The organism is Mycobacterium sp. MUNTM1 (assembly GCF_054660795.1).
The window spans coordinates 19,683-43,325 of record NZ_BAAGDE010000020.1 but is presented as its reverse complement, the minus strand read 5'-3'; the positions used below and the strand labels follow the sequence as shown (position 1 = coordinate 43,325).

Annotated in this window: 23 protein-coding genes, 1 pseudogene and 1 riboswitch; of the genes and pseudogenes, 15 read left to right on the top strand and 9 right to left on the bottom strand. The window is 62.1% G+C overall.

Translation table 11 applies throughout. From position 1 onward, the window contains the following. Positions 1 to 1,050: 1,050 nt before the first annotated feature. Positions 1,051 to 2,052, top strand: coding sequence for an ABC transporter ATP-binding protein (locus tag ACYQ8K_RS13700; RefSeq protein WP_459969736.1), 1,002 nt, complete (start codon positions 1,051 to 1,053; stop codon positions 2,050 to 2,052). Positions 2,053 to 2,090: 38 nt separating this feature from the next. Here the strand turns inward: ACYQ8K_RS13700 and ACYQ8K_RS13695 are convergent, their stop codons facing one another. Continuing rightward, positions 2,091 to 3,389, bottom strand: a complete 1,299-nt coding sequence (locus ACYQ8K_RS13695) for a class I SAM-dependent methyltransferase (protein ID WP_459969734.1) — start codon at positions 3,387 to 3,389, stop codon at positions 2,091 to 2,093. A gap of 1,477 nt (positions 3,390 to 4,866) precedes the next feature. Continuing rightward, positions 4,867 to 4,948: riboswitch (Fluoride riboswitch) on the top strand. A gap of 336 nt (positions 4,949 to 5,284) precedes the next feature. Between ACYQ8K_RS13695 and crcB (ACYQ8K_RS13690) the strand changes: the two genes are divergently transcribed. Beyond that, positions 5,285 to 5,686: a fluoride efflux transporter CrcB gene (crcB, locus tag ACYQ8K_RS13690; RefSeq protein WP_459969733.1), complete on the top strand. Its 402-nt coding sequence runs from the start codon at positions 5,285 to 5,287 to the stop codon at positions 5,684 to 5,686. Then, a complete protein-coding gene (gene crcB / locus ACYQ8K_RS13685; protein WP_069401113.1) occupies positions 5,683 to 6,048 on the top strand; it encodes a fluoride efflux transporter CrcB in 366 nt (121 codons plus the stop codon). Before crcB (ACYQ8K_RS13690) ends, crcB (ACYQ8K_RS13685) begins: the two co-directional genes overlap by 4 nt. Positions 6,049 to 6,345: 297 nt before the next feature. Here crcB (ACYQ8K_RS13685) and ACYQ8K_RS13680 read toward each other — a convergent pair whose 3' ends face one another. From ACYQ8K_RS13680 to usfY, 7 genes are all read right to left on the bottom strand, one after another. Further along, positions 6,346 to 6,834: an inorganic diphosphatase gene (locus tag ACYQ8K_RS13680; protein ID WP_459969819.1), complete on the bottom strand. Its 489-nt coding sequence runs from the start codon at positions 6,832 to 6,834 to the stop codon at positions 6,346 to 6,348. A 2-nt stretch (positions 6,835 to 6,836) separates the two neighbouring features. Further along, positions 6,837 to 7,406: an NUDIX hydrolase gene (locus ACYQ8K_RS13675; protein WP_459969731.1), complete on the bottom strand. Its 570-nt coding sequence runs from the start codon at positions 7,404 to 7,406 to the stop codon at positions 6,837 to 6,839. 85 nt (positions 7,407 to 7,491) lie between these two features. Further along, positions 7,492 to 8,280, bottom strand: a complete 789-nt coding sequence (gene wzt, locus ACYQ8K_RS13670) for a galactan export ABC transporter ATP-binding subunit Wzt/RfbE (protein ID WP_415858665.1) — start codon at positions 8,278 to 8,280, stop codon at positions 7,492 to 7,494. Between the two features lie 149 nt (positions 8,281 to 8,429). Continuing rightward, positions 8,430 to 8,696 carry a hypothetical protein gene (locus ACYQ8K_RS13665; RefSeq protein WP_157118328.1) on the bottom strand — a complete coding sequence of 89 codons (267 nt, stop codon included), beginning with the start codon at positions 8,694 to 8,696 and terminating at the stop codon, positions 8,430 to 8,432. A 608-nt stretch (positions 8,697 to 9,304) separates the two neighbouring features. Continuing rightward, entirely contained in the window at positions 9,305 to 10,384 is a 1,080-nt protein-coding gene (locus tag ACYQ8K_RS13660) for a tellurite resistance/C4-dicarboxylate transporter family protein (protein ID WP_459969817.1), read from the bottom strand. Positions 10,385 to 10,603: 219 nt separating this feature from the next. Beyond that, positions 10,604 to 10,933, bottom strand: a complete 330-nt coding sequence (locus tag ACYQ8K_RS13655) for a hypothetical protein (RefSeq protein ID WP_459969728.1) — start codon at positions 10,931 to 10,933, stop codon at positions 10,604 to 10,606. A gap of 508 nt (positions 10,934 to 11,441) precedes the next feature. After that, a complete protein-coding gene (usfY, locus tag ACYQ8K_RS13650; protein WP_459969726.1) occupies positions 11,442 to 11,753 on the bottom strand; it encodes a protein UsfY in 312 nt (103 codons plus the stop codon). Positions 11,754 to 12,298: 545 nt separating this feature from the next. On the opposite strand from usfY, the gene ettA reads away from it, so the two are divergent. The 10 genes and pseudogenes from ettA (at position 12,299) to ACYQ8K_RS13600 (ending at position 21,310) form a co-directional block, all read left to right on the top strand. Continuing rightward, on the top strand, positions 12,299 to 13,975 hold the full coding sequence (gene ettA, locus ACYQ8K_RS13645; protein WP_459969815.1) for an energy-dependent translational throttle protein EttA: 1,677 nt from the start codon (positions 12,299 to 12,301) through the stop codon (positions 13,973 to 13,975). Between the two features lie 18 nt (positions 13,976 to 13,993). Next, positions 13,994 to 14,230, top strand: a complete 237-nt coding sequence (locus ACYQ8K_RS13640) for a hypothetical protein (protein ID WP_459969724.1) — start codon at positions 13,994 to 13,996, stop codon at positions 14,228 to 14,230. 884 nt (positions 14,231 to 15,114) lie between these two features. Further along, a complete protein-coding gene (locus tag ACYQ8K_RS13635) occupies positions 15,115 to 15,375 on the top strand; it encodes a DUF2795 domain-containing protein (protein WP_459969722.1) in 261 nt (86 codons plus the stop codon). 63 nt (positions 15,376 to 15,438) lie between these two features. Next, positions 15,439 to 16,833 (top strand): bifunctional lysylphosphatidylglycerol flippase/synthetase MprF, encoded by a 1,395-nt coding sequence (locus tag ACYQ8K_RS13630; RefSeq protein ID WP_459969720.1) that lies wholly within the window; start codon positions 15,439 to 15,441, stop codon positions 16,831 to 16,833. 99 nt (positions 16,834 to 16,932) lie between these two features. After that, positions 16,933 to 17,217: a DUF211 domain-containing protein gene (locus tag ACYQ8K_RS13625; protein WP_459969719.1), complete on the top strand. Its 285-nt coding sequence runs from the start codon at positions 16,933 to 16,935 to the stop codon at positions 17,215 to 17,217. After that, entirely contained in the window at positions 17,214 to 17,774 is a 561-nt protein-coding gene (locus tag ACYQ8K_RS13620) for a hypothetical protein (RefSeq protein WP_459969717.1), read from the top strand. Before ACYQ8K_RS13625 ends, ACYQ8K_RS13620 begins: the two co-directional genes overlap by 4 nt. Before the next feature lie 794 nt (positions 17,775 to 18,568). Continuing rightward, complete coding sequence (locus ACYQ8K_RS13615; protein ID WP_459969715.1) at positions 18,569 to 19,522, top strand: Rieske (2Fe-2S) protein; 954 nt, start codon at positions 18,569 to 18,571, stop codon at positions 19,520 to 19,522. Beyond that, positions 19,519 to 20,004, top strand: a pseudogene (locus tag ACYQ8K_RS13610) (hemerythrin domain-containing protein). The gene ACYQ8K_RS13615 and the pseudogene ACYQ8K_RS13610 overlap by 4 nt, the downstream one beginning before the upstream one ends. Before the next feature lie 232 nt (positions 20,005 to 20,236). Further along, complete coding sequence (gene narI / locus ACYQ8K_RS13605) at positions 20,237 to 20,977, top strand: respiratory nitrate reductase subunit gamma (RefSeq protein WP_069401125.1); 741 nt, start codon at positions 20,237 to 20,239, stop codon at positions 20,975 to 20,977. Positions 20,978 to 21,076: 99 nt separating this feature from the next. Continuing rightward, entirely contained in the window at positions 21,077 to 21,310 is a 234-nt protein-coding gene (locus ACYQ8K_RS13600) for a hypothetical protein (protein WP_459969712.1), read from the top strand. 89 nt (positions 21,311 to 21,399) lie between these two features. Here the strand turns inward: ACYQ8K_RS13600 and ACYQ8K_RS13595 are convergent, their stop codons facing one another. Continuing rightward, complete coding sequence (locus tag ACYQ8K_RS13595; protein WP_459969710.1) at positions 21,400 to 22,113, bottom strand: Crp/Fnr family transcriptional regulator; 714 nt, start codon at positions 22,111 to 22,113, stop codon at positions 21,400 to 21,402. Positions 22,114 to 22,309: 196 nt separating this feature from the next. Here ACYQ8K_RS13595 and ACYQ8K_RS13590 point away from each other — a divergent pair, with 196 nt between their 5' ends. Continuing rightward, a complete protein-coding gene (locus ACYQ8K_RS13590; protein ID WP_232327104.1) occupies positions 22,310 to 22,909 on the top strand; it encodes a chemotaxis protein CheB in 600 nt (199 codons plus the stop codon). Between the two features lie 71 nt (positions 22,910 to 22,980). After that, complete coding sequence (locus ACYQ8K_RS13585; protein ID WP_069401127.1) at positions 22,981 to 23,622, top strand: PAS and ANTAR domain-containing protein; 642 nt, start codon at positions 22,981 to 22,983, stop codon at positions 23,620 to 23,622. Positions 23,623 to 23,643 lie beyond the last annotated feature (21 nt).

The following is a 23,643-nucleotide window of genomic DNA, read 5'->3' as shown; positions in this document are numbered from 1 at the left end:
CCGCGCGGATGGGCGGGACCGTTTGCTGATGTGCTCGCGACGTCTGCGTGTCTCGGTCGCCGCCAACCGAGCCGTCGCACGACGAACAAACACACGACCGTGCGCACGCAAAACTGCTTCGAACAGTGTTTGCGCTGCTGGCCCAGTCGCGGTGTCGCCCAGAGGTTCACGTTTTTGAGGCTGGCCCACCGGTGGTGTTGCTGCTACCGTGAAAGCAGTCGCCATTCGCAGTTGGTGACCGGCGATGAGGCTCGTCGTTATGTGCGCTCTTGAGAGCGTTAATGGCTTCTACCCATAGTGCAGTTGGCTGGCGGGGTCTGCCTTCCAACCAGGCCGGGGGAGGAGCCGCCCGATGGACATCCGTGAGTCGCTGCACACCCGCGCCACCCAAGGTTCCGACCCAGACCGGGGAATAGTTCTCATCTCGCAGCGCCCCGCATGCTGGCGGGCAGTCGGCTCCTCGCACCGCGCGCCTCGGCGGTTGCAGATCGGCACAGCGATTCGGGGAGCAGCCGCTGCGGTCGTCATGCCCGCACCGGCCTTGACCGCTGTAACGGGATCACCACTATGCGGGTCGGGGCGAGTCCGTCGAGACCCACGGCACCAATCACCGTCTCGGTGTTGGCGCGCGACTCTTCCTGCGGTGTGCAGCTGGCTTGTGTTCGGCGGCCGGCGGGCCACCCACGCACCCCCAATGTCGGTGCTTAGTCACCGGCTTCGCCGGACAAGCCTGTTTATGTCGGCGAAATCCACAGAAGGCGAGTCGCTGTCGGCGTTCATCTCGCGGCAGCAGTGCGAGAAGACGTTTGTGCAGTACGCCCGCCGGGCACCGCCGGCATCAGGGCAAGAGCACCGAAATTTGTTGGCCTTCAGCGGATATGTGGGGCAGCCCTTTCGAGGGATGCCACGAAACGACTATCGCAGCTCTAGCAGCTTAGGGTCGATGAACTTTGCGACGGCGCGCGCAAACGACGGGAGACGCGGGCGCCGTGGGTTCTGTCTTGGTGTCGCCGGGGTGAATTGATGTTGTCTTAATGGGAGGGTGCGTCGATGGGAATCGCAGTACATGTTAAGGGCCTGACCAAAGCATTTGGTAGACACCGAATCTGGGAAGATATCACGCTGACCTTGCCCGAAGGCGAAGTCAGCGCGCTATTGGGTCCCTCAGGCACCGGTAAGTCGGTGTTCTTGAAGGCGTTGGTCGGACTGATACATCCCGAGCAAGGCAGCATCCTGATTGATGGGACTGACATCGTGAATTGTTCAGCCAAAGAACTTTACGACATCCGCACCCTATTCGGGGTGATGTTCCAGGACGGTGCGCTGTTTGGTTCGATGACCCTATACGACAACACCGCCTTTCCGCTGCGCGAGCACACCAAGAAAAAGGAAAGTGAGATCCGCAGGATTGCGATGGAAAAGCTGGACATGGTCGGTCTGGCCGGCGATGAACATAAATTTCCGGGCGAGATCTCCGGCGGGATGCGCAAACGAGCGAGCCTGGCCCGCGCACTGGTGCTCGAACCAGAGATCATCCTCGTCGATGAGCCCGACTCGGGCCTAGACCCGGTCCGGACTGCTTACCTAAGCCAGTTACTGATCGACATCAACGCTCAAATCGACTGCACACTGCTGATTGTCACGCATAACGTCAACATTGCCCGGACCATGCCCGATAACATCGGCATGCTCTTTCACCGCAAGCTGGTCATGTTCGGACCCCGCGAGGTGTTGCTGACCAGTGATGACCCCGTGGTGCAGCAGTTCCTCAATGGCCGGCGCATCGGCCCGATTGGAATGTCAGAAGAAAAAGACGCCGCAACAATGGCTGAAGAACAAGCGATGGTTGATGCCGGCCACCCCGACGGCGGCGTCGATGAAGTCCAGGGCGTCCCACCGCAAATCACCGCCACACCGGGCATGCCGCAACGCCAAGCTGTCGCGCGCCACCAGGCGCGCGTTCGCGAGATCCTCCATACGTTGCCCCCACGAGCGCAGCAGGCCATCCGCGAGGACCTTGAGGCCAACCAATTCCCTGCCGAGAGAACCTAATACCTATCCAAGCTCACAGGCCGACGATCGGTGCGCTGTTAAGGCGGCGTGGCGCGCGCGCCCAGTAGCTCGTCGCGAGTAGGCGGCATACCGCTGCCACCGCGCGCTGTGGGCTTCACTGCCAGTACCTGATTGATCCCGATCCGATTGGCCGCGAACGCAAGCGCCGACCCGGCCATGTAGAGGCGCCAGATGCGTGCGCGTCCTGCTGTACTTGCCGCGACGGCGGCGTTCCAGTGGGTTTCCAGATTCGCCACCCATGCCCGCAGGGTGAGCGCGTAGTGCTCCCGCAGGGACTCAACATCGCGAACTTCTAAACCCGCACCCTCGAGCGCCTCGATCATCGTTGCTAGGGGCACGATTTCGCCGTCGGGGAATACGTAGCGATCGATGAAGGAGGTCTTCGAAAAGGATGTGGGTTTACCGGGTCGGCGCGAGATGGCGTGATTGAGTAACCGGCCCTGCGGACGCAATAACGTGTACAGGTGCCCCGCGTAGGTCGGCAGCATCGCAGACCCGACATGCTCGGCCATGCCGATACTGGCGATGGCATCGTAGGGTCCGTCGGCGACGTCGCGATAGTCCTGCACACGAATCTCCACCAGGTCACCGACACCGTCATTAACCATGCGCTTGCCGGCATGGTCGGCCTGCTCACGGGAGAGCGTGACACCAACCACCTGTACTCCGTAGTGACGGGCGGCGTGGGCGGCGAAAGTCCCCCAGCCGCAGCCGACATCGAGAACCCGCATGCCCGCGCTCAGGCCTAACTTGCGGGCCACCAGATCACACTTGGCATATTGAGCGGTGTGCAGATCGCCATCTGGTCGCGCCCAATACCCGCACGAATACGTCATGGTTTCACCTAACACCAGCCGATAGAAGTCGTTTCCGACGTCGTAATGGTGCCGGATCGCGGCGGCGTCACGCCGCTTGCCATGCCGCCGCCCACCTGCCAGCCTGGCTTCCTCGGGAGGTGATTTCGGTGGCAGACCGATGATTCCGAGCCGCAGTGCCGCTTTGACCAGAGCGGTTTTCATCTCGGAATCGACACGCACCCCAGGGCCACGGGCAGGGTCTGACAGCTGCTCGAGGATGGTCAGGCCGGCGAGCAGATCTCCGACGATTTCGATATCACCCGCGACGTAGGCGCGTGCGAAACCGAGCTCGTTGGGCGCCCACAACAACCGCCGTAAGCCTCGTCGGTTGTTGATCTTCAACCCCCACTGTGCATCCGCGTGCCCCGCGCGGCTGCCATCCCACCCTTGCACTGCCACGGGCGCCTCCGTCCCCAAAACCGCACGCACCAAAGGCATCACAGTGTCGGCGACCGTCACGACCGTCCCCTCTGTTCGACGTGGCTCATTGCACACTCAAGCAGCACGTGACCGCAAATCAATGACAACCGCATTCGGCCCCTGTACTCGTTGCCGATGGCGGTAACAACGATGGTTGGCCGATGAATTGGGAAAACTCGCTCACGACCCGTTTGGCCAAAGCCGCGCCCACGGTAAAGGTGTGCGCCGCTTCGGCGTCTATACACAGGTGGGGCCCTGTCGCGCTGAGGGCGCGCAGGTTCCTTCGCGGAACGGCAAGGATATCGTTGCCGACCTCAGCCACTGGCGGGACCGCAGACCCACGCAACACCAGCAATTCACGATCGTTGACTGCCACCGTGCGCCACACCCGGTGCCTGGCATGCTGCCACCTCGTTCGCGTCGAACGTCCACATGCACTCAACGACAACATCGCTCGCGAGCTATGACGCCCCACCGGTAGCCAGGCTGCCTCCCGTGCGCAGGGATCGCTACCGTCTCCTCCAAAGTCTTTCGATAGCCCGGCTGCGCCGAGCCGAATCCGCACCAACAGGTCCGTGAGGCGCTGGTGCGAGCTCGGCCGCCACCGGCGTCGGTAATGCACCGTAAACCGACGAGTGGCACCGATCACCGTCAGGCGCGCGGACTCGGTATCGCAGGCGTGCTCGACCATACGGATGTCACGGTAGGCAAAGATGGCAGCCACCCTGTCATACGGCAGGTCATCTACCCATAAGGCGACCCCGCGTTCACCGGCAGCCAATACCTGTGCCGGCCAGTAGACGTCGGCGCCCTGCACTCGACGCAGGCGAGAAGGAACCACGAGCAAGTCATGCGGTTGGCTGACCGATACCAGCTCGCTAAGCGCCTGTGTCGCCGCGTCAGGGGCCAGCCCCCATCGGGAAGGGACATAGGCCTCTCCGTCGTCGCCCCACGGGTCCAGGTGTACCGCTAGGTCATGATCGAGAGGTATCTCCCACGGGCAAATCGGGTCTGGAAGGCCCGCGCCCTGTTGCAGATCGCGCTGGGGGTCATCACGCAGATTCGTCAAGAACCGTGGGCGCTGCATTACCATGTCCTCCCTACCTTTCAGCCGTCCCGAAAGGTAGGGACCGTTGGCGGATACGCCCGCGATTTCGTTGGCGAGCCCCTCCGCCACGCGTCTGTTTATCACTGTACCGCGGCGCGCTGGCAGGCGAACGCTCAGGGAGGCCAATCCTGGTCGTAAATCGGGGGCGGTGGCACTGTTGCGCGCTGGCGGGACATCGGCTTATCCGCCGATTACAGGGATGTTGATTCGGACACGTTACGCGGGGTCGGCGCCGATCAATGGCGCCGCAGCGCAGCCGCGCCGTAGGGCGCCCGGGATCGGGTTGTGCCGCTGTAGAAGATGCAGTTACACCGATTTGCCGCCATTCCGCAGACGGTGGTCGCCTCGTTCGAGTTCTCAACCGCGTCGCGCTAACCATTGCATGCCCAAGCGCCCATATCGGCTACGGTAACTATCGGCGATGGATGTCCGCCTGGGTGAACACTCGTCCGAACCGCCTCGTATCGAGGCTGATGGCTCCTGCTGCATTTGACGAGGAGACTTTGATGTTCGCAGTTGGTAAGCGGCCACGGCCACTGTGCATCCGCCACAGTCTTCGTCGCCGGCGGATCGACGCCCGAAGTACTGCACGCAAACGCGTGTGGTTCTGCTCGGGTGACGTCGTTATCACCGTGCAGGCACGGTCATCACGAAGTTCGCGTCCGCGTGAGGGTCTCCGCGACGTGACGGCAGCCGAGGCGCCGCGACGCGGAATCGGGTTTCGTCAGCCTCACCGTGGCATGCGCGCATCATCGGGACGAGAAGCCCTTCAGGCGCGCTACTCGGGACACCCAACGCTCATGGGGTGGGTGGCCGAGAGCACCCCATGCTAGGACACGACCGCCGCGAACTGGCTGCCATTTTCGTTGGCGGAGGTTTAGGCACGGTGATCCGCGCGGCATTGTCCACCGTCTTGCCTGCCGTCAACCCCGGCGATTGGCCGTGGGCTACTTTTATCGTAAACATCGTCGGCGCGTTCCTGTTGGGCTACTTCACCACTCGACTGCTCGAACGACTGCCCGTGTCGTCATACATGCGGCCGGCCCTTGGTACTGGACTGTGTGGGGGTTTGACGACGTTTTCGACTATGCAGGTCGATATACTGAAAATGCTTGAGAGCCACCACTATAGGCTGGCGTTGGAATACACGATCGCCAGTGTGGTGGGCGGGCTGGTCGGGATCTTTGTGGCCGCTGCCGTTGTGAGGCGCGTGCGAGCCGCAGCGTGAACGTCCTGACGTGGACAGCGGTCCTTCTCATTGGTGGTAGCGGTTCGGTGCTGCGCTTCCTTGTCGATCGTGCGGTCGGCGAACGCTTCGCCCGTTCCTTTCCGCTGGGCACCCTGACGGTGAACCTGTCGGGCGCAGGGGTGCTCGGCATCATTACCGGTCTGACGTTGAAGGGCGATGCCGCTTTGCTTGCGGGTACCGCAGCGGTCGGTTCCTACACCACCTTCTCGACATGGATGCTCGAAACGCGGTCGCTAACCTCGGAGCGACAATGGTGGAGCGCGGTAGCTAATGTCGTATTCAGCCTGATCCTGGGCGTCAGCGCCGCTGGCTTCGGTCAGGCCCTCATCGAACGTCTGTGATGCCAACGCGGCGATTCTGGCGCGCAAAACGAGGTTCACCCCTTGAGCGACACCGAACCTGCCGCCGAGGCGGAAACCCCATGCTGCATATGGAGTACTGGAGCTTTTCTCGGGTCGCGGTCGACCGATTCGTGACTTGTCGTGGGTTGGGTGTGACTGTTGCGCGGCGGCGTAGGTCGGTGGTGTTGATACCTGCCGACATCAACAATTCACTGCAGCGAGGGTGCTGACCTCGTGCCGTGATCGCTGAAACGCCACTGGTGCATACGAACTATTGAGCTGGTGGTTTCGGCTTCCTCAGTGTTGGGTGGTGCGAAATCGGTCGAAGGAGCGCTGCACCTCGGCTTCGGCGGCTTGCAGGCCCACCCAATCGCCCGCCTCGACATACTTTCCTGGCTCCAGGTCCTTGTAATGGACGAAAAAGTGCTTGACGGCATCCAGTTCGAACGACGACACATCGGTGACGTCAGTGATGTGGTCGTAGCGCAGATCCCCTGCTGGCGCGCAGAGGACCTTGTCGTCGCCTCCGGCCTCGTCGGTCATGTGCAGCATCCCCACTGGTCGTGCGGTGACGATGACGCCGGGCAACACCGGTTCGGGTAGCAGCAGCAGCGCGTCGAGTGGGTCGCCGTCCTCGCCGAGGGTGTCTTCGATGAAGCCGTAGTCGATGGGATATCCCATCGAGGTATACAGGTAGCGGTCCAGGCGGATGCGTCCGCTGTCGTGGTCGATCTGGTATTTGTTCCGTTGCCCTTTCGGGATTTCTATGGTCACGTCCACATGCATGGTCATTTGCTTCCCTCATCTTTGTTTCGCCGTCTTCGCCGAGCTATGGGGGGGTTGGTTTCACGGGTGGCGATCGAGTGCCGTTGGGGGCGCCGCCGCGGGGCAATCTGCGGAATTGGAGGTAGCGCAGCCGGGCCATCGTTATGCAATGTCTGTATCAGCTGCACCGCCGATTGGGCTAGCCGTCGTTCATCGGCGAATGCAAGCCGCGACGACAGCGTCTCGAGTGGCACCCATGCCACGTCGGTGACCTCGTGGTCATCGGCGGCGGTTGCCTGACCGTCGCGGAATCGCAGCAGGTAATGGTGAACGGTCTTGTGCACCATGACAGCATCGGCGCGAAACCAGTAATCGATGGTGTCCAGTGGGGCCAGCACGGCGCCGCGGATGCCGGTCTCTTCGGCGATCTCGCGGACCGCGGTCTGTTCGGGTCGTTCACCGATTTCGATGTGTCCCTTGGGTAACGACCACTGGGTGCGACCGCGACGATCGACCCGCGCGATGATGACCGCGAACTGTCGCGCGGCGCCGATGCCGCGGATGACCAGTCCACCAGCAGAGAACTCACGCACTGTGGGTAACCGCCTGGACGCGGCGTCGGTTCCGCTCCCACTCGGGCGGTCGTGTCCTCTTGACCGGGGTGGCTGTGCGTCGGAGTTACTCATTGGAGGTGCTCTCTGCCGCGATGCGGGCGACATGATCTGCGGCTTGAGCGCCCTCGTAGGCGCCGACGACGTCTTCGACGCTGCCGGTCATCTGGATTTCGCCGTGGTCGATCCAGATCGCGGTCGTGCACAGCCGCGCGAGGAAGTCGTTCGAGTGGCTCGCCAGGACGAGGATGCCTGCTCGTTCGACGAGCTTGTGCAACTGGTCCATTGCTTTGCGCAGAAAGTCGGTATCGACTGCGCCGATGGCCTCGTCGAGCAGCAGGATTTGGGGATCGATACTGGTGAGCACTGCGATCGCCAGACGCACCCGCATACCGGTGGAATACGTGCGTAGCGGCATGGCCAAGTAGTCGCCGAGTTCGCTGAACGCGGCGATCTCGTGGGTTTTGGCCCGCATTGCCTGGCGGGTCTCCCCGAGGAACAGTCCCCGGATGACGATATTTTCATAGCCCGAGATCTCGGGGTCCATACCGACGCCGAGATCGAAAATCGGTGCGATGCGACCGTGGATAGTGGCCGTACCGCGGGTCGGTTCATAGATACCCGATAGCAGCCGCAGCAGCGTCGACTTGCCGGCCCCATTGTGCCCGACGATCCCCACGCGGTCACCGACGTTGAGTGAGAGCGTGATGCCACGCAGCGCTTCGATGACGGGTACCGTGGACGCGCTGCGTCCGACGGCGCCGCCGGCATTGCTCAGGAAGGTCTTTTTCAGCGACCGTGTCTTGGCGTCGAAGATCGGAAACTCCACCCAGGCGTCGCGGATCCGGACACTCACCGGCGACATCAAATGTATTGAGCCGCAGGGTATGCGCCGGTTGCTTAGCCAGCTCGATATGGGCACTATGTCCTCACCTGACTATGAATGCGGTGTCGTTCAAGCGGTTCGGCGTGTACAAGCGAAACTCTTTCCCTGACCTAATGAGTTCAGCCGATCCGTGACGTGTCAGGGCCGAGCAGCTCAAGCAGGCGACCACATGGCCACCGCGCTCGGCGGCGCATCGTCTCTTCCAGGGTTTCCTCCAGGCTGAGGCGATAGTCATCGGGTTCGCTCCACCGTCCACAGTGCGCGTAGAGCGGACAGTTGCTGCTCGGCGGTCGGCCCCGCGGTGCACAGCCGGGCGTCTTGCCCGAGCGAAACTGCCGCAGGGCGCGCCACAGCAGCAACACTTCGGACTCGTTGACACCGGGCATCAGCACGTCCCCATTCGCCAGTCGTGACGCCGATGCCCACCCGCGGCCACCTGCCCAGCAAGCGCCGTGGCGCTGCATTTCACCGCGGTCGGAGCCACGAGGACGCGAGTGGGGCCGTCGACGACTCGAATCCCCCCTACCCCGGGAATGCGGCGCGGGCTGCGAGCCTTGAGCCGGGCTGGCGCGACGCCGCCGATGGCGACCGGCTGATGCGTCCATTCCCGTGACGACCTGTGTGCATCGGGCCGAGTCGCAGCACGCATTCCGGGCGCTAGCCTTAGCCCCTTTTGTCGGGAGCGGATATACGTGGCATCTTTGATCGCTTCGGTATCAACGGGATTGCGGAAATCCATGGCTTCTCCCTCGCGTCAAGCACAGAAGAGATCTGCGCACAGCATCGTCGTGCGGGGTAGAAGCCATCAGCGTCAGATGACGCGAAGGGGGCGGAGCCTCATCGCCGACCGCTAAACCAGTGATTTCGCGGCTGGGTTTGACACTAGCAGACCCGCAGTGCGCCCGTACTCGACGCCGTGAGCCGCACATATCGGTACCGTCTGCCGTCGTAAAGCTGAAACCGACGGGTAATCAGGCCTCGCAGACAGGTCGGTCTAGTGAAGAGGTGGCAGGGGCTCGGCCGCAGACGCCTCAATCCCTAAACGGCCAATGGTCACCATGAGATGGTGCAGCATCGCCGCGAAAGTCACCGCCCACACTGCTAGCGCGACCCAACTTTCCACCGCGCCAATAGCCTCGACGATGGGCAAGTGATCGGCCTGCCCAAGGTAGTCGCTGCCAACCCCGTACATGCCCAGCGGGAACACCACGCTCCACAGCGGCGCTTCATAACGTAGCGGCACCCGATGAATCGCATGGCGCCAGATTCCGGCCCCCAGCAACGGCGCCAGCAACCAGGTGCCGAAAGCCCAGAACACCACTGATGTTCCGGCGACTACACCCCGAGTATCAGCGACCATCGGCGCGTTAGCCATCTCGACGATCCGGGCGCCGGCGAGCACGGTGATCGCGGTGGCGCCCATGGCGACCCAGTAGGGCGGGGTGAGGTCCTGCGGGGCCAGCGGGTAGATCAGTAATCGGGCAGCGACCAAGATGCCGACAACTGCGTAGAGAAACACGCCCACCGACCAGGAGAACACGGCGAGCAAGGCCAGCTCCCGACGCCCTTGCTCGAGCGCGGGTTCCAATGTGGCGGCGAGCACGGCGATCGATTGGCTGGCGACAACCCAGATGAACCAGGTTCCGTTCGCCCGTCGTAACGCGGGCCGCTGCGGAGTCTTCAGGGCCGCCGTCCACGGCACGAGATAGCCCAGGACTAACCAGGTGAGCCAGGCGATCGCCAGCAAGGCGAACGCAACGGCCCAGTGGGTGTCGGTGGCTAGTCGGGTGCCCAGCACATCGGCAGCGGCCACAAAAGTGAACGTGCCAAACGCACGACTGGGATCGACCAAGTCGCGCGCAAACTCGTCGTGAAAAACGGCTATCCGTATGACGGTCAAACAGAGCAACACCACGAACGCCACACCGGCAAGCCAGAGCAGCCCGACGGAAAGCACATAGGCGCGTTGGTGATACATCGCCGTCGAGAGGATTCCGGTGGCCATCACCAGCGCGAAATAGCCGGGATTGAGGGTCGCCACCGCGTCCAGTCGACGTGGACCACATCGCTGCATCCCGGCTGGGGTGGAGTTCTTCCTCAACTGGATGCCGCCGGACGCGGGTTTCGTTGTCTGGTCCGATCGCCGGTCACGGCCGGCCTGGCACCGGCGGCTGCGCACGCACTCGCGGCCTGGTGGGACGGCGACGGTAACGTATGCCGACCGGAACTATCGCAGTGCCCGCCACCTAAGCACCGCGTCGGTTCGCCATGCGCGTGCAATAGCTTGTTGCCGTTACAGTTTGGCGGCGTGGGTGCCTCTGGACTCTGTCGCCAAGGCCTCGACTGCGGCGCGAAAGGTACCGCAATCGGCGACCGGGCCCCGTTGCCCGACCCCGGTAGCGATCCACCGAGTGCGGTGGCGTCTGACTTGCCCTATCACGGCGCCGTTGATGGCGACCACCTGAATAACGGGGCTGTCGGGGAAGAGCCGAGTCCATGCCAGCGACGACGTGTGTGCGAGCTGCTGGGCTGCACGTTCCTCGTGGATCCGCCACTTTTCGCGGTAGAGGATGCGCTCGGCATCCTTGATGACCTCGATGTCGGGGGTGCGACGAGTATCCATGGCTTCTCCCTCGCGTCAAGCACAGACAAGAGCCTGCGCACAGTGTGTGGTGCGGGGTAGAAGCCATCAGCGTCGGGCGACGCGTAACGGGCGGAGCCTCATCGCCGACCGCGAAAAACTGCTATCGCGGCTAGTTTTGACGCTAGCAGAACATGGGCGCGACCGACTAGGCTTCGGCAGAAGTTGGCGGTCGGACTCGGCTCTTGAGCGCGGTTCACAGATGGTGGGCGGCTGCCAGTGGTTCCTGAAAACGAGCATCGGCTCGTAGCAGGGGTGGTGTCTCCCAGACAATCACGAATCGCATTACGGTTGCGCAAGTGTTGGTGGGCCGCCCATTGGGATGCGTGAATGGGTTGTTCGACGTTACGTCGATGGCGTGGGCCCTGCTGACGCCCCGCGGATCCGGCGGTGGCATCAGCGCACCACCTCGCGAGATTCCTTCCAGCACAAGTACTTTCGATAACGACCGGGGTGCGGAAGAACCCGTCACATGCAGACCGCTGTTTTCTCAGCTACAGGGTCGCTGTTTAGGAACTTCGGGATGCTCGGTGTACCAGCGGTCGGCGATCCTTCGTATCCGACGGTGTTCGGCCGCCAGCCACGCCAGGCCGATCACCGTAACCACAACCGCCGCCACCGCGGCGGCCGTGCCTTCATGGTGATGCCCGGTCCCAAAGGCTGCGAGGCTGCCCACAACACCGAACACTTCGGCTAAGACCATTATGTAGCCGGGCCAGTGCAGTACATCGATCAGTGATTCCCCGGCCAGTGGTCGCGTGGTCCTGAAATGATCGATGGGATCGCGATAAGTGTCCCCCATGGCTACTCCATAGCTATGATCGCTGGCACGATACCGAAGCGGCGCCGGCAGTCGGATGGCAGCACTTGTATCGGGATATGTAAGCGGCGTCACTTTTTCTAACCAGATAGTGAAACGCAGTGTTTACCCCCGCGAGCAACGCACAGCAGCGTACATACAGGAAACTGTCAGCTGGCTGATTGCGCCTTTGCAGGTTTTGTCGCACGGCGTGAGCTGAGCACGCGACATGGCACACGCCGTCTCGGCCTGTGCCACCCAAACCTAGGAGGTTGCGCCGTTGCTCACCTCGCCTTGGCGGGCGCCAGAGTTAATTCCCAGTGCCAGAAGGCAAGTGCGTCGTCCGTCGTTTCGGCATCGACGGATCTTGACTCGCCGGCCGCAAACCCCGCTAGCGCGCACAGTTGCGGCCACTGGCAGGAGATCGGCGCGACCGGTTAGGCTTAAGGCAAACGTTGGCGGTGGGACTCGCCACCTAACCGCGGTCACCGGGATCAGTGGCCGCCGATGGTCCCTGCACATGCAGCATCAACCTGCGGCAGGAGGCCATTGTGGAGTGGATCTATCAACTCAATCGGGCCCGTGTGGTGCGTGGCGACAAGGTGATCCTCGATGATGTGACGTTGTCGTTTTTGCGGGCCGCCAAAATCGGTGTTGTCGGCCCTAACGGAGCGGGTAAATCGACGCTGCTGGCAGTGATGGGTGGATTCGAGCAGCCGTCGAACGGCGACGCGCGGCCGGCGCCCGATGTTTCGGTAGGACTACTCGCACAGGAGCCGGTACTCGACGACACCCAGGATGTGCTGGGCAATATTCGGGCGGCAGTTGCTGGCACCGAGGCGTTACTGGCTCGCTTTGGCGACATCACTGCCCGGTTGGCCGATGAGTTTAGTGACGAGTTGATGGCTGAAATGGGTGCGCTGCAGGAACAATTGGACCTCCTTGATGCCTGGGATCTCGATGCTCGTCTCGAACAGGCCATGGATGCGCTACGGTGCCCCCCGCCCGAGGTCAGCGTGAACGAGTTGTCCGGCGGAGAGCGGCGCAGAGTGGCGTTGTGCCGCTTGCTATTACAGAAACCTGACCTGCTGTTGCTTGACGAGCCGACCAACCATCTTGACGCCGAGAGCGTGCAATGGCTCGAACAGCATTTGGCCGCCTACCCAGGAACGGTCGTGGCAGTCACGCATGACCGCTACTTCCTGGATAACGTCGCCGAGTGGATTCTCGAGCTTGACCGCGGCCGCGCTTACCCATATGAGGGTAACTACACAACCTATCTGGACACCAAGGCCGCCCGCCTGCAGGTGGAGGGCCGCAAAGATGCCAAACAGCTGCGCCAGTTGCAGCGCGAACTGGAGTGGGTGCGCTCAGGCGTCAAGGCGCGTCAGGCCAAAAGCAGCGCGCGGCTGACTCGCTATGAAGAGATGGCCGCCGCAGCGGCCAAAACCCGTCGCCTGGACTTTGAGGAGATTCACATTCCGCCCGGCCCACGGCTGGGCAGTCTGGTCATCGAAGTCGAACACCTGAGCAAGGGCTTCGCCGACCGCGAGCTCTTTGATGATTTGTCGTTTTCGTTGCCGCGCAACGGTATTGTGGGCGTGATCGGGCCAAATGGTGTGGGTAAGACCACTTTGTTTCAGATGCTTACCGGCCAGGAGGAGCCCGATGGCGGCGCAATCCGTATCGGTGAGACGGTGCGGATTTCCTACGTGGATCAGAACCGCGCTCACATCGATCCTCAACAGACTGCCTGGGAAGTCGTCTCCGGCGGCGATGATGTTTTGCAAATCGGATCGGTGCAGGTGCCCTCGCGCGCCTACCTCGCCGCCTTCGGTTTCAAGGGTGCCGATCAGCAGAAACCTGCGCGTCTGTTCTCTGGCGGTGAACGCAACCGACTCAACTTGGCGCTCACTCTCAAGCAGGGCGGCAACGTGCTGCTGCTCGACGAACCGACCAACGATTTAGATACCGAAACCCTTGCGTCACTGGAGAACGCCATCACGGAATTTCCGGGTTGTGTCGTCGTCACTGCACATGATCGGTGGTTTCTCGATCGCGTTGCCACCCACATCCTTGCCTGGGAAGGCACTGAAACACCTGGCGCGCAGTGGTATTGGTTCGAGGGAAACTACGCCGGGTACGAACAACACAAAATCGTGCGCCTCGGTCCGGAGGCGGCCCGCCCCCACCGCGTCACCCATCGTCGGCTCACTCGCGACTGACCAAAGGTAATCAGAGATATGTCGGACCTGAACGTGCACAACCACTACCGAACCATGACCCGTCAGGAGGTGGCGGCCGAACTGCGTCAGCTGGCTATCCAACTGGAATCCCGCGGCCACATCCCCTACGCAACGGGCACCATCACTGTTCCCGACCCTGTCGAGCGGGAGTTCGTAATTGACGCAAGCGGTGACAACACCACATGTGCCTTCGCGTACAAACTCAAATGGCGGGCCGGCGAGGATCCGTTTTAGGACGCAACCAGCGGCCGCGGCGCATAGGGCACCGACATCGGCGACACCGCGCAGCGGGAGCCGAGTGTGTGCTGTGTGTGCTGATCTTGATTGGGGCTCTGGCGGGTGGCCGGACCGATATTTTGTCGTGCCATCGACTGCGACTCAACAATTGCCCGGCGTACCCACTTTTCGGGTCCTCAAGGATCGCGACATCGCTGGCCCTCACGTGGCCTCAGCTCGACGCTCACGTGCGGCGTGAGGCCTAACGCACAAGCAGCCGTGATGCTGAGCGAGACAAACATCACACCGCGTGTGCCAAAGTCAATCCGTGGCGACATGGACCGCTGAATAACCTGAAAGCTACTGTGCCTCAGTAGGTGTGGGTTCATGAGCCACAGAAGTTGGTGTCTGCCTCTCGGGCCATGAGCACAGTTGTTGCAGCCACATGTTCTGCAACACCGTAAGATGGTTACCGCGTGGTGGCGGTGGGGCTCGCCATAATCTGCGCGTCATACGCTGACGGCCAACGGTCCCTGCGGAACACATCGTTATGCGGCTGGACGATGGGTGCAGCCGATGTGACGCGGAGGAACATACGTGGCCACTGTTTTGACAGCGCTACCAACTGTCGCCATCTTTAATCCGCACCGCCCTGCGCGCCCGACGAAATCGACACCCTGGGCCAATGGCCGGTCGATGCGCGGGAATCCCCAGCTGCGAGGTCATCACACGAGTCAGCGCTGCGAGGGCCACCTCGAGTCCGATGCAGGGACTGCATACATCGACTACTGCTGCTGCGGCGGTCAAACGCGCCGGCGGACATGTGTGGTCGCCCTGTCCCGGTCAGCGTCAAGGGCTGCTGGCCACGACAAAGGCTTCCTGACGGTAGAAGGACCAAACCGATGATCGCGTCCACCACCGAAGGTCGACTTCGTCGCTGCCTCAAGGGTCTTCGATTTCCCGCAAACAGGGAGGATTTGGTAGCCGCGGCGATCGACAATGGTTGCGACCAGCGCACCGTCGATGCCCTGCGCGACATGGCGCCGGTGACGTACGTGAACCTCAGGCAAGTCCTTGCCTCGATCACCATTGTCGATACACCAGCCGGCGATGCCAGCGTGCTGAGTCGCGACGACGGGGACGCAGATGACACAGTCAACTGAAAGCCGGCGCATCGGGCGGTGGACGTGAACAGGCCACCGGTCGACGCCGCCTCAAAGGCTCGCATGAGTGAACATGTTGTCCTGCACGGTAATTGGGTCGTGGCCCGCTGGATTGCGGCTTTAGCCCTGGTGGGCGCGGCAGGCTGGCTCACCACCGTCCTTGCCCGCTACTACCGTGACCCGCACTGGCATGACTCCGGCCGGATTGGCTGGTCTGTGACCGCCGTGGCGGCAGCGGCGTTGATCGCGCGCGGCGTCTATCTGGGTCGCCCAGTGTCGGTCCCGCACGCAACCGTTGCGGGCTTCTGGCTGTTGGCGGGACTGAGTGCGCACACGCTGTCTTGGGGCCTTCTCGGCAAGGTGCTGGTCATCGCGTCGGGGCTAGCGCTGATGTGGCCGACCTCGGCGCGCCCGCGACCCGAAGATTTACCCCAGGTGTGGGCCTTGATCCATGCGACCAGCGACGACCCGCTGGCGCCGTTCGCCATGCAAACAGGCAAGTGCTATCACTTCAGTGCCGACGGTCGTGCTGGTCTGGCGTATCGGACCAGGCTGGGATTTGCTGCTGTTAGCGCAGATCCCATTGGTGATGAAGCAAAATTCGCCGAGCTGGTCGCCGACTTTGCCGGGATGTGTCATGCCCGCGGCTGGCGAATCGCGGTGGTGGGATGCAGCGAGCGGCGACTCGAGCTGTGGACCGACTCCACGGTGATCGGTCAGTCGTTGCGGGCCATCCCGATCGGCCGCGATGTCGTGGTCGACGTGTCCGGATTCACCATGACGGGACGCAAGTTCCGCAACTTACGTCAGGCGGTGCAGCGCACCCACAACGCCGGCATCACCACCGAGATCGTGGCAGAGCAGCAGCTGACCGATGATCTTTTTGCCGAACTAACCGACGTGGTGCGCGCCTCCCCAAGTGGGGCTCACACCGATCGCGGCTTCTATATGAACCTTGACGGCGTCCTAGAGGGCCGGTTCCCCGGCATCGAGCTGATCATTGCCCGCGACGCCTCGGGCCGCATCCAGGGCTTCCATCGCTACGCGATTGCGGGAGGCGGAACTGATATCAGTCTCGACGTCCCGTGGCGTCGACGCGGGGCCTCTAACGGGATCGATGAACGACTAAGCGTCGACATGATCCGGGCCGCTAAAAACGCTGGCGCACAACGAGTATCGCTATCGTTTGCGGCGTTCCCCGAGATCTTCGACGAGAAGCATCGTGGTTGGCGCCAGCGAGTATTCTACCGGCTGATCCACATCCTAGACCCGTTGATCGCACTAGAGTCACTGTACAGGTACGTGCGCAAGTTCCACGCATTGAACGCCCGCCGCTACGCATTAATTTCGATGACTCAGCTTATTCCGTTGGTATTTGTGCTAGTGACGCTGGAATTCATGCCCCGGAGACGATCCGCGGCTAAAGCCGCCAAAGCCCGCTGGAACCAGAGCCGATAGCGACACTGTGCGGTTGTCCGTGTGCGGGTTTGACCATATTGAACTTCAGGCAAGGAGTCGCAATTATCAAACCACGGCCAGACCAGCAGAGGAGTTGCAATGAACATCCGTCGTATGCAATTGGACGTCGACAAGGCCATTACAAGACCAGATCTGTTGGAATTGGCCGCAGCAATCGACGAGGTTTCTGGCGTGGAGGCGCTCAACATTACCGTCGCCGAGATTGACCTGGAAACGGTCGGACTTGAGGTCACGGTCGAAGGCGAATCCATCGACGCGGCGCAATTGATGAAGCAGATCGAAAAGGCCGGCGCGGCAGTACACAGCATCGATGAGCTCGTTGTGGGCGAGCGCATCATCGAGCGAGTACCGCGTACCCGGTGAATACACGAAGGCGCCGCCAGCCGACGCGCCTGCGGCGCACGGGAAGGCTTGTTTTCGCAGCGGCGCTGGGAATCTCGGATGGAATCCTCAATGCACTTACTCTGGCAGCGGCATCGGTGCTCCACGGTGTCGGGCTGAGCCTGCGCTTGAGCCTACGCGTCGGCATTGTCGCCTTCGTCTCAGCAACAGTGACGCTATTCGTCGCCGAATACACGCAAAGTCGGTTGGAGTTATTGCGGGCTGAACGTCAGCTGATGTTTACCCAGTCCGGTCGATTGGCGGCCACCAGCCTGGGTAGGGCGGTCTTTCGCGAATCGACTGTCGCCGCCGCAGTGGCGGGGGTGTCCAGCTTCGTCGGTGCCGCACTTCCGTTGGTCATCGGGACACTTGCGCCGCGACTGTCCTGGGTTGCGCTGGTCGTTTCTATCACTGCGTTAGGGGGCCTTGGTGTGGTCCTAGGAACTCATGTGGGCGGTCGCCGAATCGTGTGGGTCGTCGCTCTCGTCCTCGCCGGCATCGTGGTAACGATCATCGGCGTGCAGGTTGACCTTGTCTGAACACTGCCTAGTAGCCCCTTCACCACAGGCCCGGCTCGCTGAGGGGAAGCAATGACTCCGGCGGTGCGGGTCTGGCGAGAAACGCTAAGACCACACATTACTTAGGGCTAAATACCGAGCCCAAAAAGGGGTGGCCGCGAAACCCTTTGGGCTGGAAGGGGCCGAGGCCATCCTCTTTCGACCCTAACTGCTTCGCCTCTGCTGCGTAAGCGATCTCGCCCGCGGCGGCTCAGCCCGATTGGTTACACCGCCACATCGGGCCCGCGTTAGCCCTGTTTGGGCGCTTCTCGTAAAACCTCCGACCCGCACGATCTGGCGCAGCGAGTCGTTGCGCTGCTACCATGACGACGACCGCACGTTTTCCCGCGGCTGGCGATGAGGCTCGCCACTCTCGCGTCTATGGCGCTAATGGCTTCTACCCCGCACCACATGCACTGCGCAGATCCATGTCTGCTTGCAGGCGAGGGAGGAAGCCGTGGACACTCGCAACCCTGTACTGGCGAGGCCGACAAAAACACCTCACGCAGTCCGCAGCGTCAATGGCGGCAGGGGAGGAGGCCCTGCGCGCGCTCCAGAAGCAAAACTGCTCGAGGATTTGAACTTTCCTGGCTCCAAACATTCCTACCACGTCAGCGGCGTGCGCCTGGCTAGCGGTACAGACTTGTCGCGCGCGCCTTTGCCGACACCAACCAGCGTCGGCAAACCCGCAGAGTGGCCGACGTGTTCGCTGCGATCACCAATCCCGATTCCGCGATGGTGTTGTCCGGCTCCGGTTTTGGGGCAGGAGTACGGCCATGGATGATCGGTTACCCAATAATCGGTCGCAGGACCTCTCACGGCGAGTGCTGTCGGCGATCGGCCGTCAACAGTGGATGGATCGACCCAGTTATCGTTTGGAACACCTTCTCAGCTTCGGCTACAACGGGCTAGGCCGGGCGCGTAACGGCATCACGAACGCCCTCAACGGTGTGTGGCTCGGTCATCCGGTCCATCCGCCGCTGGCGTCGCTGACGAGCGGAGCGCTGGCCACAACGGTCCTTCTGGACGCTACGAGTTTGCTGCCGGCCCAGCCGGTTACCGAGGCGCGCGACGCATCGCGATTTGCTTCTCGCGCGCTCGGGGTGGGGATCCTGGCCAGCGTCTGCTCAGCTCTGACCGGCGCCACCGATTGGCAGCACACCCACCAGGAGCAGCGCCGGGTGGGACTGGTGCACGGAATAGTGAACGTGGCTGCCACAGCCTTATACATGCGGTCATGGTGGGACCGCCGCCGTGGACATCGCGGCCGCGGAATCGCCCTGACTGCGTTGGGCTATGGCCTCACCGCCGGCGGCAGCTACCTCGGCGGAGTCCTGGTGTTCGACTCGGGTATCGGGACGGATCGGTCGGGTCGACGGTTGCACAGCACTGAGTGGACACCGGTATTGTCCGAGAACTCACTGAACGGCAAGCCGATTCGGGTTGAGGTCGACGGAGTGGGACTAGTGGTGTGTCAGTCCGAGGCCGGGGAGGTGTTCGCCTTCGGTGAGTTTTGCCCACACATGGCGGCACCGATGGCCGACGGCTGGCTCGATCGAGGCCGACTGGTGTGCCCATGGCACGGTTCGTGGTTCGCGGCCGAAACCGGCCAGGTCCTACGCGGCCCCTCGACCGCGCCACTGCCGTGCTACCAGGCCAGATTGGTCAACGGGATGGTCGAAATCCGCAATGGCGAGCAGTGCGGCGAACGGCAAGGAGGAGCGAAGTGAACGCATATGACGTGTTGAAAGAACACCACGTGGTGATCAAGGGGCTGGGCCGCAAGGTTAGTGAGGCACCGGTGAATACCGAAGAGCGGCAGGCACTCTTCGATGAAATGCTGATCGAACTCGATGTTCATTTCCGCATCGAGGACGACTTGTACTACCCGGCGCTAAGCGCGGCTAGCTAGCTGATCGCCGTTGCCCACGCCGAGCACCGTCAGGTCATCGACCAACTGTCGGTCCTACTCAAAACCCCGCAGAACGCACCAGGATACGAACAGGAATGGAACTCGTTCAAAACCGTGCTCGAGGCGCACGCGGACGAAGAAGAGCGCGACCTGATCCCCGCTCCTCCCGAAGTCAAGATCAGCGAAGCTGAGCTTGAGGAGCTGGGCAACAAGATGACCGCCGAGATCGAGCAGCACCGCGGCTCTGCGTTGTACAAGTTGCGCACCAAGGGCCGCGCCGCAGTGGTGAGGTCGCTATGAGCACCGCAACACCTTTTGCAGCCGGTGCCGAGCACCGAAACGCAGCGCTCTTGGGGGCAACGACCTTGACAACAATATCCCACCTTGGTGAAGCGCTTGAGGAGCCACCCGACGTAGCTGCCCCAACAGCGTCAAGCAGATCATCTGCCAATATTTTCGTCTGGTGTGGAAAGCATTGGATGGCAAGGTTTTCTCGCGCCTAGGGCGCGAGTAAGGCTGCAAGAGGCGCACTTTGATCCACCTAACTTTGCTCGAGATCTTTTGGGACAACACGCCCTACGTTGTCCTCGCGATCGCGTCGGTCGGCATCTGGTGGCGCTACCGTTACGACAAATTCGGGTGGACCAGCCGTTCCTCGCAGATCTACGAGTCGAAGCTGTTGTCGATCGCCAGTCCGCTATTTCACTTCGGCAGCCTGATGGTCATCATGGGCCACCTCACCGGCCTGTTTGTTCCGGCTTCGTGGACCGATGCGTTGGGAATGAGCGATCACCTGTATCACTTGCAGGCGCTGCTGCTCGGCGCGCCGGCCGGTTTTGCCGCTCTGCTCGGGATCGGACTACTGATCTACCGGCGGTGCACACACAGGGTTGTCTTCCTAGCTACAACCCGCAACGACAAACTCATGTATGTGGTGCTCGTTTGCGCCATCGTGGCCGGTTTGAGCTGCACCCTGATGGGGGCTACGCCCTACGGTGAAGCACACGACTACCGCCAAACGGTGTCCGTCTGGTTCCGGTCCATCTGGATCCTGGAGCCCCGAGGGGACCTGATGGCACACGCAGCGATGTATTACCAAATACACGCGCTCATTGCGCTTGGCTTGTTTGCGCTGTGGCCATTCACCCGGCTGGTCCACGCTTTTAGCGCCCCGATCGCCTATCTGTTCAGGCCCTACATCGTCTACCGCAGCCGCGAGGTGGCAAGTAAGGATCAATTGGTCGGCTCAGCGCCCCGCCGTCGTGGGTGGTAATAACCAGTAGATGCTGTGCAGCAGTTGGCATTACAAAACCGAATCCCCACTCGACCACACCGTTACGTCCTGAGGAGGGTCGCAGATAAAATGTATGTCTTGACCATCACGAATTTCGCGGACACCTGTACGGGCCGATCGCGCACCATCTCGGTCTATGAAAGCTACGAGGCCGCGCTTGCGGCTGCTCGAGGGTCTGCTGCCGTAGACAATCTAAAGGTTGACACACGACGCCGGTCGAGTGTGGGCTCGGACATGATCTTCGCTGATGGTGTATTCAGCGATGTTGATGGGGTGGCGCTGTTCGGGTTTCGTATCATGTGTGAGGCGTGAATTGCCGACGCAAGAGGCGCCGATAACCGCGCCATATAATCCGTCGTCTCCGAAGGCCGACGTACCGATGTGGGTACAGCACAACATGTTCACTGTCGGTTGGTGGCGATGGTGTCAAATTCGGCTTTGACAATGTCGTAACATTCGCAGGCCGCATCGTGGAGTCGTTGACGATCTACGATGCTGATCGTTCCTCGACGATATCGGATGAGGCCCTGGGCCTGGATTTTTTGGGCGATCTCGGAGACCGTGGGCCGGTGCACTCCAAGCATTTGAGCGAGGAATTCTTGGGTGAGCGCGAATTTGTCGCGGCCGCCGACGCGGTCTTGGGTCATCAGTAGCCAGCGCGCCATGCGCATTTCGGCGGGATGGCTACGGTTGCACACCACATTTTGGCAGACCTGCACCATTGTGGCTTGGGTGAAGCGGTTCAGCAGTGCGTGCAGGGCACCGTCACGGGACAGGGCGTGGCGGAAACGCTCGGTGGTGAGATGGGCGGTCTCGCCGGGGATTTGGCAAAATGCCGTTTGCGGGCTGCTTGTCGCTCCCAGATACACCGGAAGTCCGACAAAGCCTTCCTTGCCGATGGTGGCCACCTCAACCGCCATTCCGCGGTCGGTTCCAGCCACGAGCGAATACACCGCCGATAACGGAAAGTACACATCGTTGATGGCGCCACCTGGCCGGTAGGCGGTTTGTTTCATGTCCGCATGCTCGAGCTGCAGGTGTGGCCTCAGCTGGGCGTACTCACCATCAGGCAGCTGTTGAAGGATGGCGTTGCGTCGAAACGGGTCCTCACTCATCTGTCGGTTCCTCGTGCTCGTGTTATCGAATGCGAATGATTAAGGGTTATTCGGCCCCTCGCTGACCCCGCAGCCTGGGCCTGAGGTGCTGACTACCCTGATCGCCGCGCTTTATGTCAGCAACCCGACGCAGCGCGGTTACCCTGGTCCTATGTCTGCTACCCGACGGAACAGTCTCGCGGGACCGTTCGGGTGGGTGGTGCTGGTGGCCTCCCAGGGGGGCATGAAAGCTCTTTCGACCGTGGTGGCTGGTCTGCCAGCCAGTTTTCCGCTCCCCGTGGTGGTCGCACAGCATCGCCGGGCCGCGCCAAATGCCCCCGATGTGCTAGCTGAGGTGGTGGCCCGCCGCTCGAAGCTGCCGGTGCGGGTCGCTATCCACGGCGACGCGACGGAGAGACCAGGTGTGGCGGTCGTGCCTGCTGGCATGCTCGCGACGATCGGCGTAGGCGGCGGGTGGTCGCTGACCGCACCGACATCCAATGTCGGTGTCGGAGATGCTTTTTTGATGAGTTCGGCTAAGTCGGCTCCCACCATCGCGGTCGTCCTAACCGGCCGGTTGACTGACGGCGCTGCAGGCTGCCGGGCGGTCAAACTCGCCGGCGGGCGCGTGCTGGTGCAAGACCCGTTCACCGCTGAGGCCCCGAGCATGCCAGCCACCGCGATCGCCACCGGTTGCGTTGATTTCGTCTTGCCGCTGGATCGGCTTGCCACGGCGATCTTGGCGCTGAGCACCGCACCCGGTGCCGCCGAACTGCTCACCGTTCCAGTCCCACCCTGGGCCGCCCTGACCCACTAGTCGGCCCGGAGGCCACGACCAAGGAAGGTTCCGTATGCCTGCCCAACAGCTGCACAGGCCGCGAAGGTGACATGTCAGAGCCGATAGAGCGCGACGATGCCCTCGCTCAGCTCGATCGTGTGGTGGGACTCGGTGAGCCCCAGCGGGTGGGCTGGTTCCGGTTCTTACTGGACGGCCAGCGCTGGGAATGGTCCGATGCGGTGGCCCGCATGCACGGCTACGAACCCGGAACCGTCGTTCCCGACACCGATTTGCTGATCAGGCATAAACATCCCGACGACCGCGAGCGGGCCATTGATGGGATCAAGCGAGTGCTCGCCGGGGAACCATTCAGCAGCCGCCACCGCATCATCGACACCGCGGGGCACACACACTGGGTAATCGTCGTCGGGGGCCGCATGCTCGATGAGACCGGAACCGTCATCGGAACCCGCGGATTCTTTGTCGATGTCACCGAGACCCTGCAATCCGACATCACCCACGCCGTCACCCAAGTCGCGGCCGCGCGCGCCGACATCGAACAAGCCAAAGGCGTCCTCATGGTCACCTACGGCATCACCGCTGAACGAGCATTCGACATCTTGGTTTGGCGCTCCCAGCAAACCAACATCAGAGTCCGTGAATTCGCCCAACGGTTTTTGGCCGCCATGGCCGGCAACATGCCACACGAAACAACCAGCCAGGTCGACCACATCCTGCTCACGACCGAATAACTCTATGCGGCGACAGAACAC

What these genes read in the sequence shown, in the direction of transcription:
- ACYQ8K_RS13700 (WP_459969736.1), top strand. Translation starts at nt 1,051, where the DNA reads ATGGGAATCGCAGTACATGTTAAGGGCCTGACCAAAGCATTTGGTAGA.
- usfY (WP_459969726.1), bottom strand. Translation starts at nt 11,753, where the DNA reads ATGGGGGACACTTATCGCGATCCCATCGATCATTTCAGGACCACGCGA.
- ACYQ8K_RS13615 (WP_459969715.1), top strand. Translation starts at nt 18,569, where the DNA reads ATGGATGATCGGTTACCCAATAATCGGTCGCAGGACCTCTCACGGCGA.
- ACYQ8K_RS13655 (WP_459969728.1), bottom strand. Translation starts at nt 10,933, where the DNA reads ATGGATACTCGTCGCACCCCCGACATCGAGGTCATCAAGGATGCCGAG.
- ACYQ8K_RS13585 (WP_069401127.1), top strand. Translation starts at nt 22,981, where the DNA reads ATGTCAGAGCCGATAGAGCGCGACGATGCCCTCGCTCAGCTCGATCGT.
- ACYQ8K_RS13625 (WP_459969719.1), top strand. Translation starts at nt 16,933, where the DNA reads ATGAACATCCGTCGTATGCAATTGGACGTCGACAAGGCCATTACAAGA.
- ACYQ8K_RS13640 (WP_459969724.1), top strand. Translation starts at nt 13,994, where the DNA reads ATGTCGGACCTGAACGTGCACAACCACTACCGAACCATGACCCGTCAG.
- ACYQ8K_RS13660 (WP_459969817.1), bottom strand. Translation starts at nt 10,384, where the DNA reads ATGCAGCGATGTGGTCCACGTCGACTGGACGCGGTGGCGACCCTCAAT.
- ACYQ8K_RS13630 (WP_459969720.1), top strand. Translation starts at nt 15,439, where the DNA reads ATGAGTGAACATGTTGTCCTGCACGGTAATTGGGTCGTGGCCCGCTGG.
- crcB (WP_459969733.1), top strand. Translation starts at nt 5,285, where the DNA reads ATGCTAGGACACGACCGCCGCGAACTGGCTGCCATTTTCGTTGGCGGA.
- ACYQ8K_RS13665 (WP_157118328.1), bottom strand. Translation starts at nt 8,696, where the DNA reads ATGCCCGGTGTCAACGAGTCCGAAGTGTTGCTGCTGTGGCGCGCCCTG.
- ACYQ8K_RS13595 (WP_459969710.1), bottom strand. Translation starts at nt 22,113, where the DNA reads ATGAGTGAGGACCCGTTTCGACGCAACGCCATCCTTCAACAGCTGCCT.
- ACYQ8K_RS13680 (WP_459969819.1), bottom strand. Translation starts at nt 6,834, where the DNA reads ATGCATGTGGACGTGACCATAGAAATCCCGAAAGGGCAACGGAACAAA.
- ACYQ8K_RS13635 (WP_459969722.1), top strand. Translation starts at nt 15,115, where the DNA reads ATGATCGCGTCCACCACCGAAGGTCGACTTCGTCGCTGCCTCAAGGGT.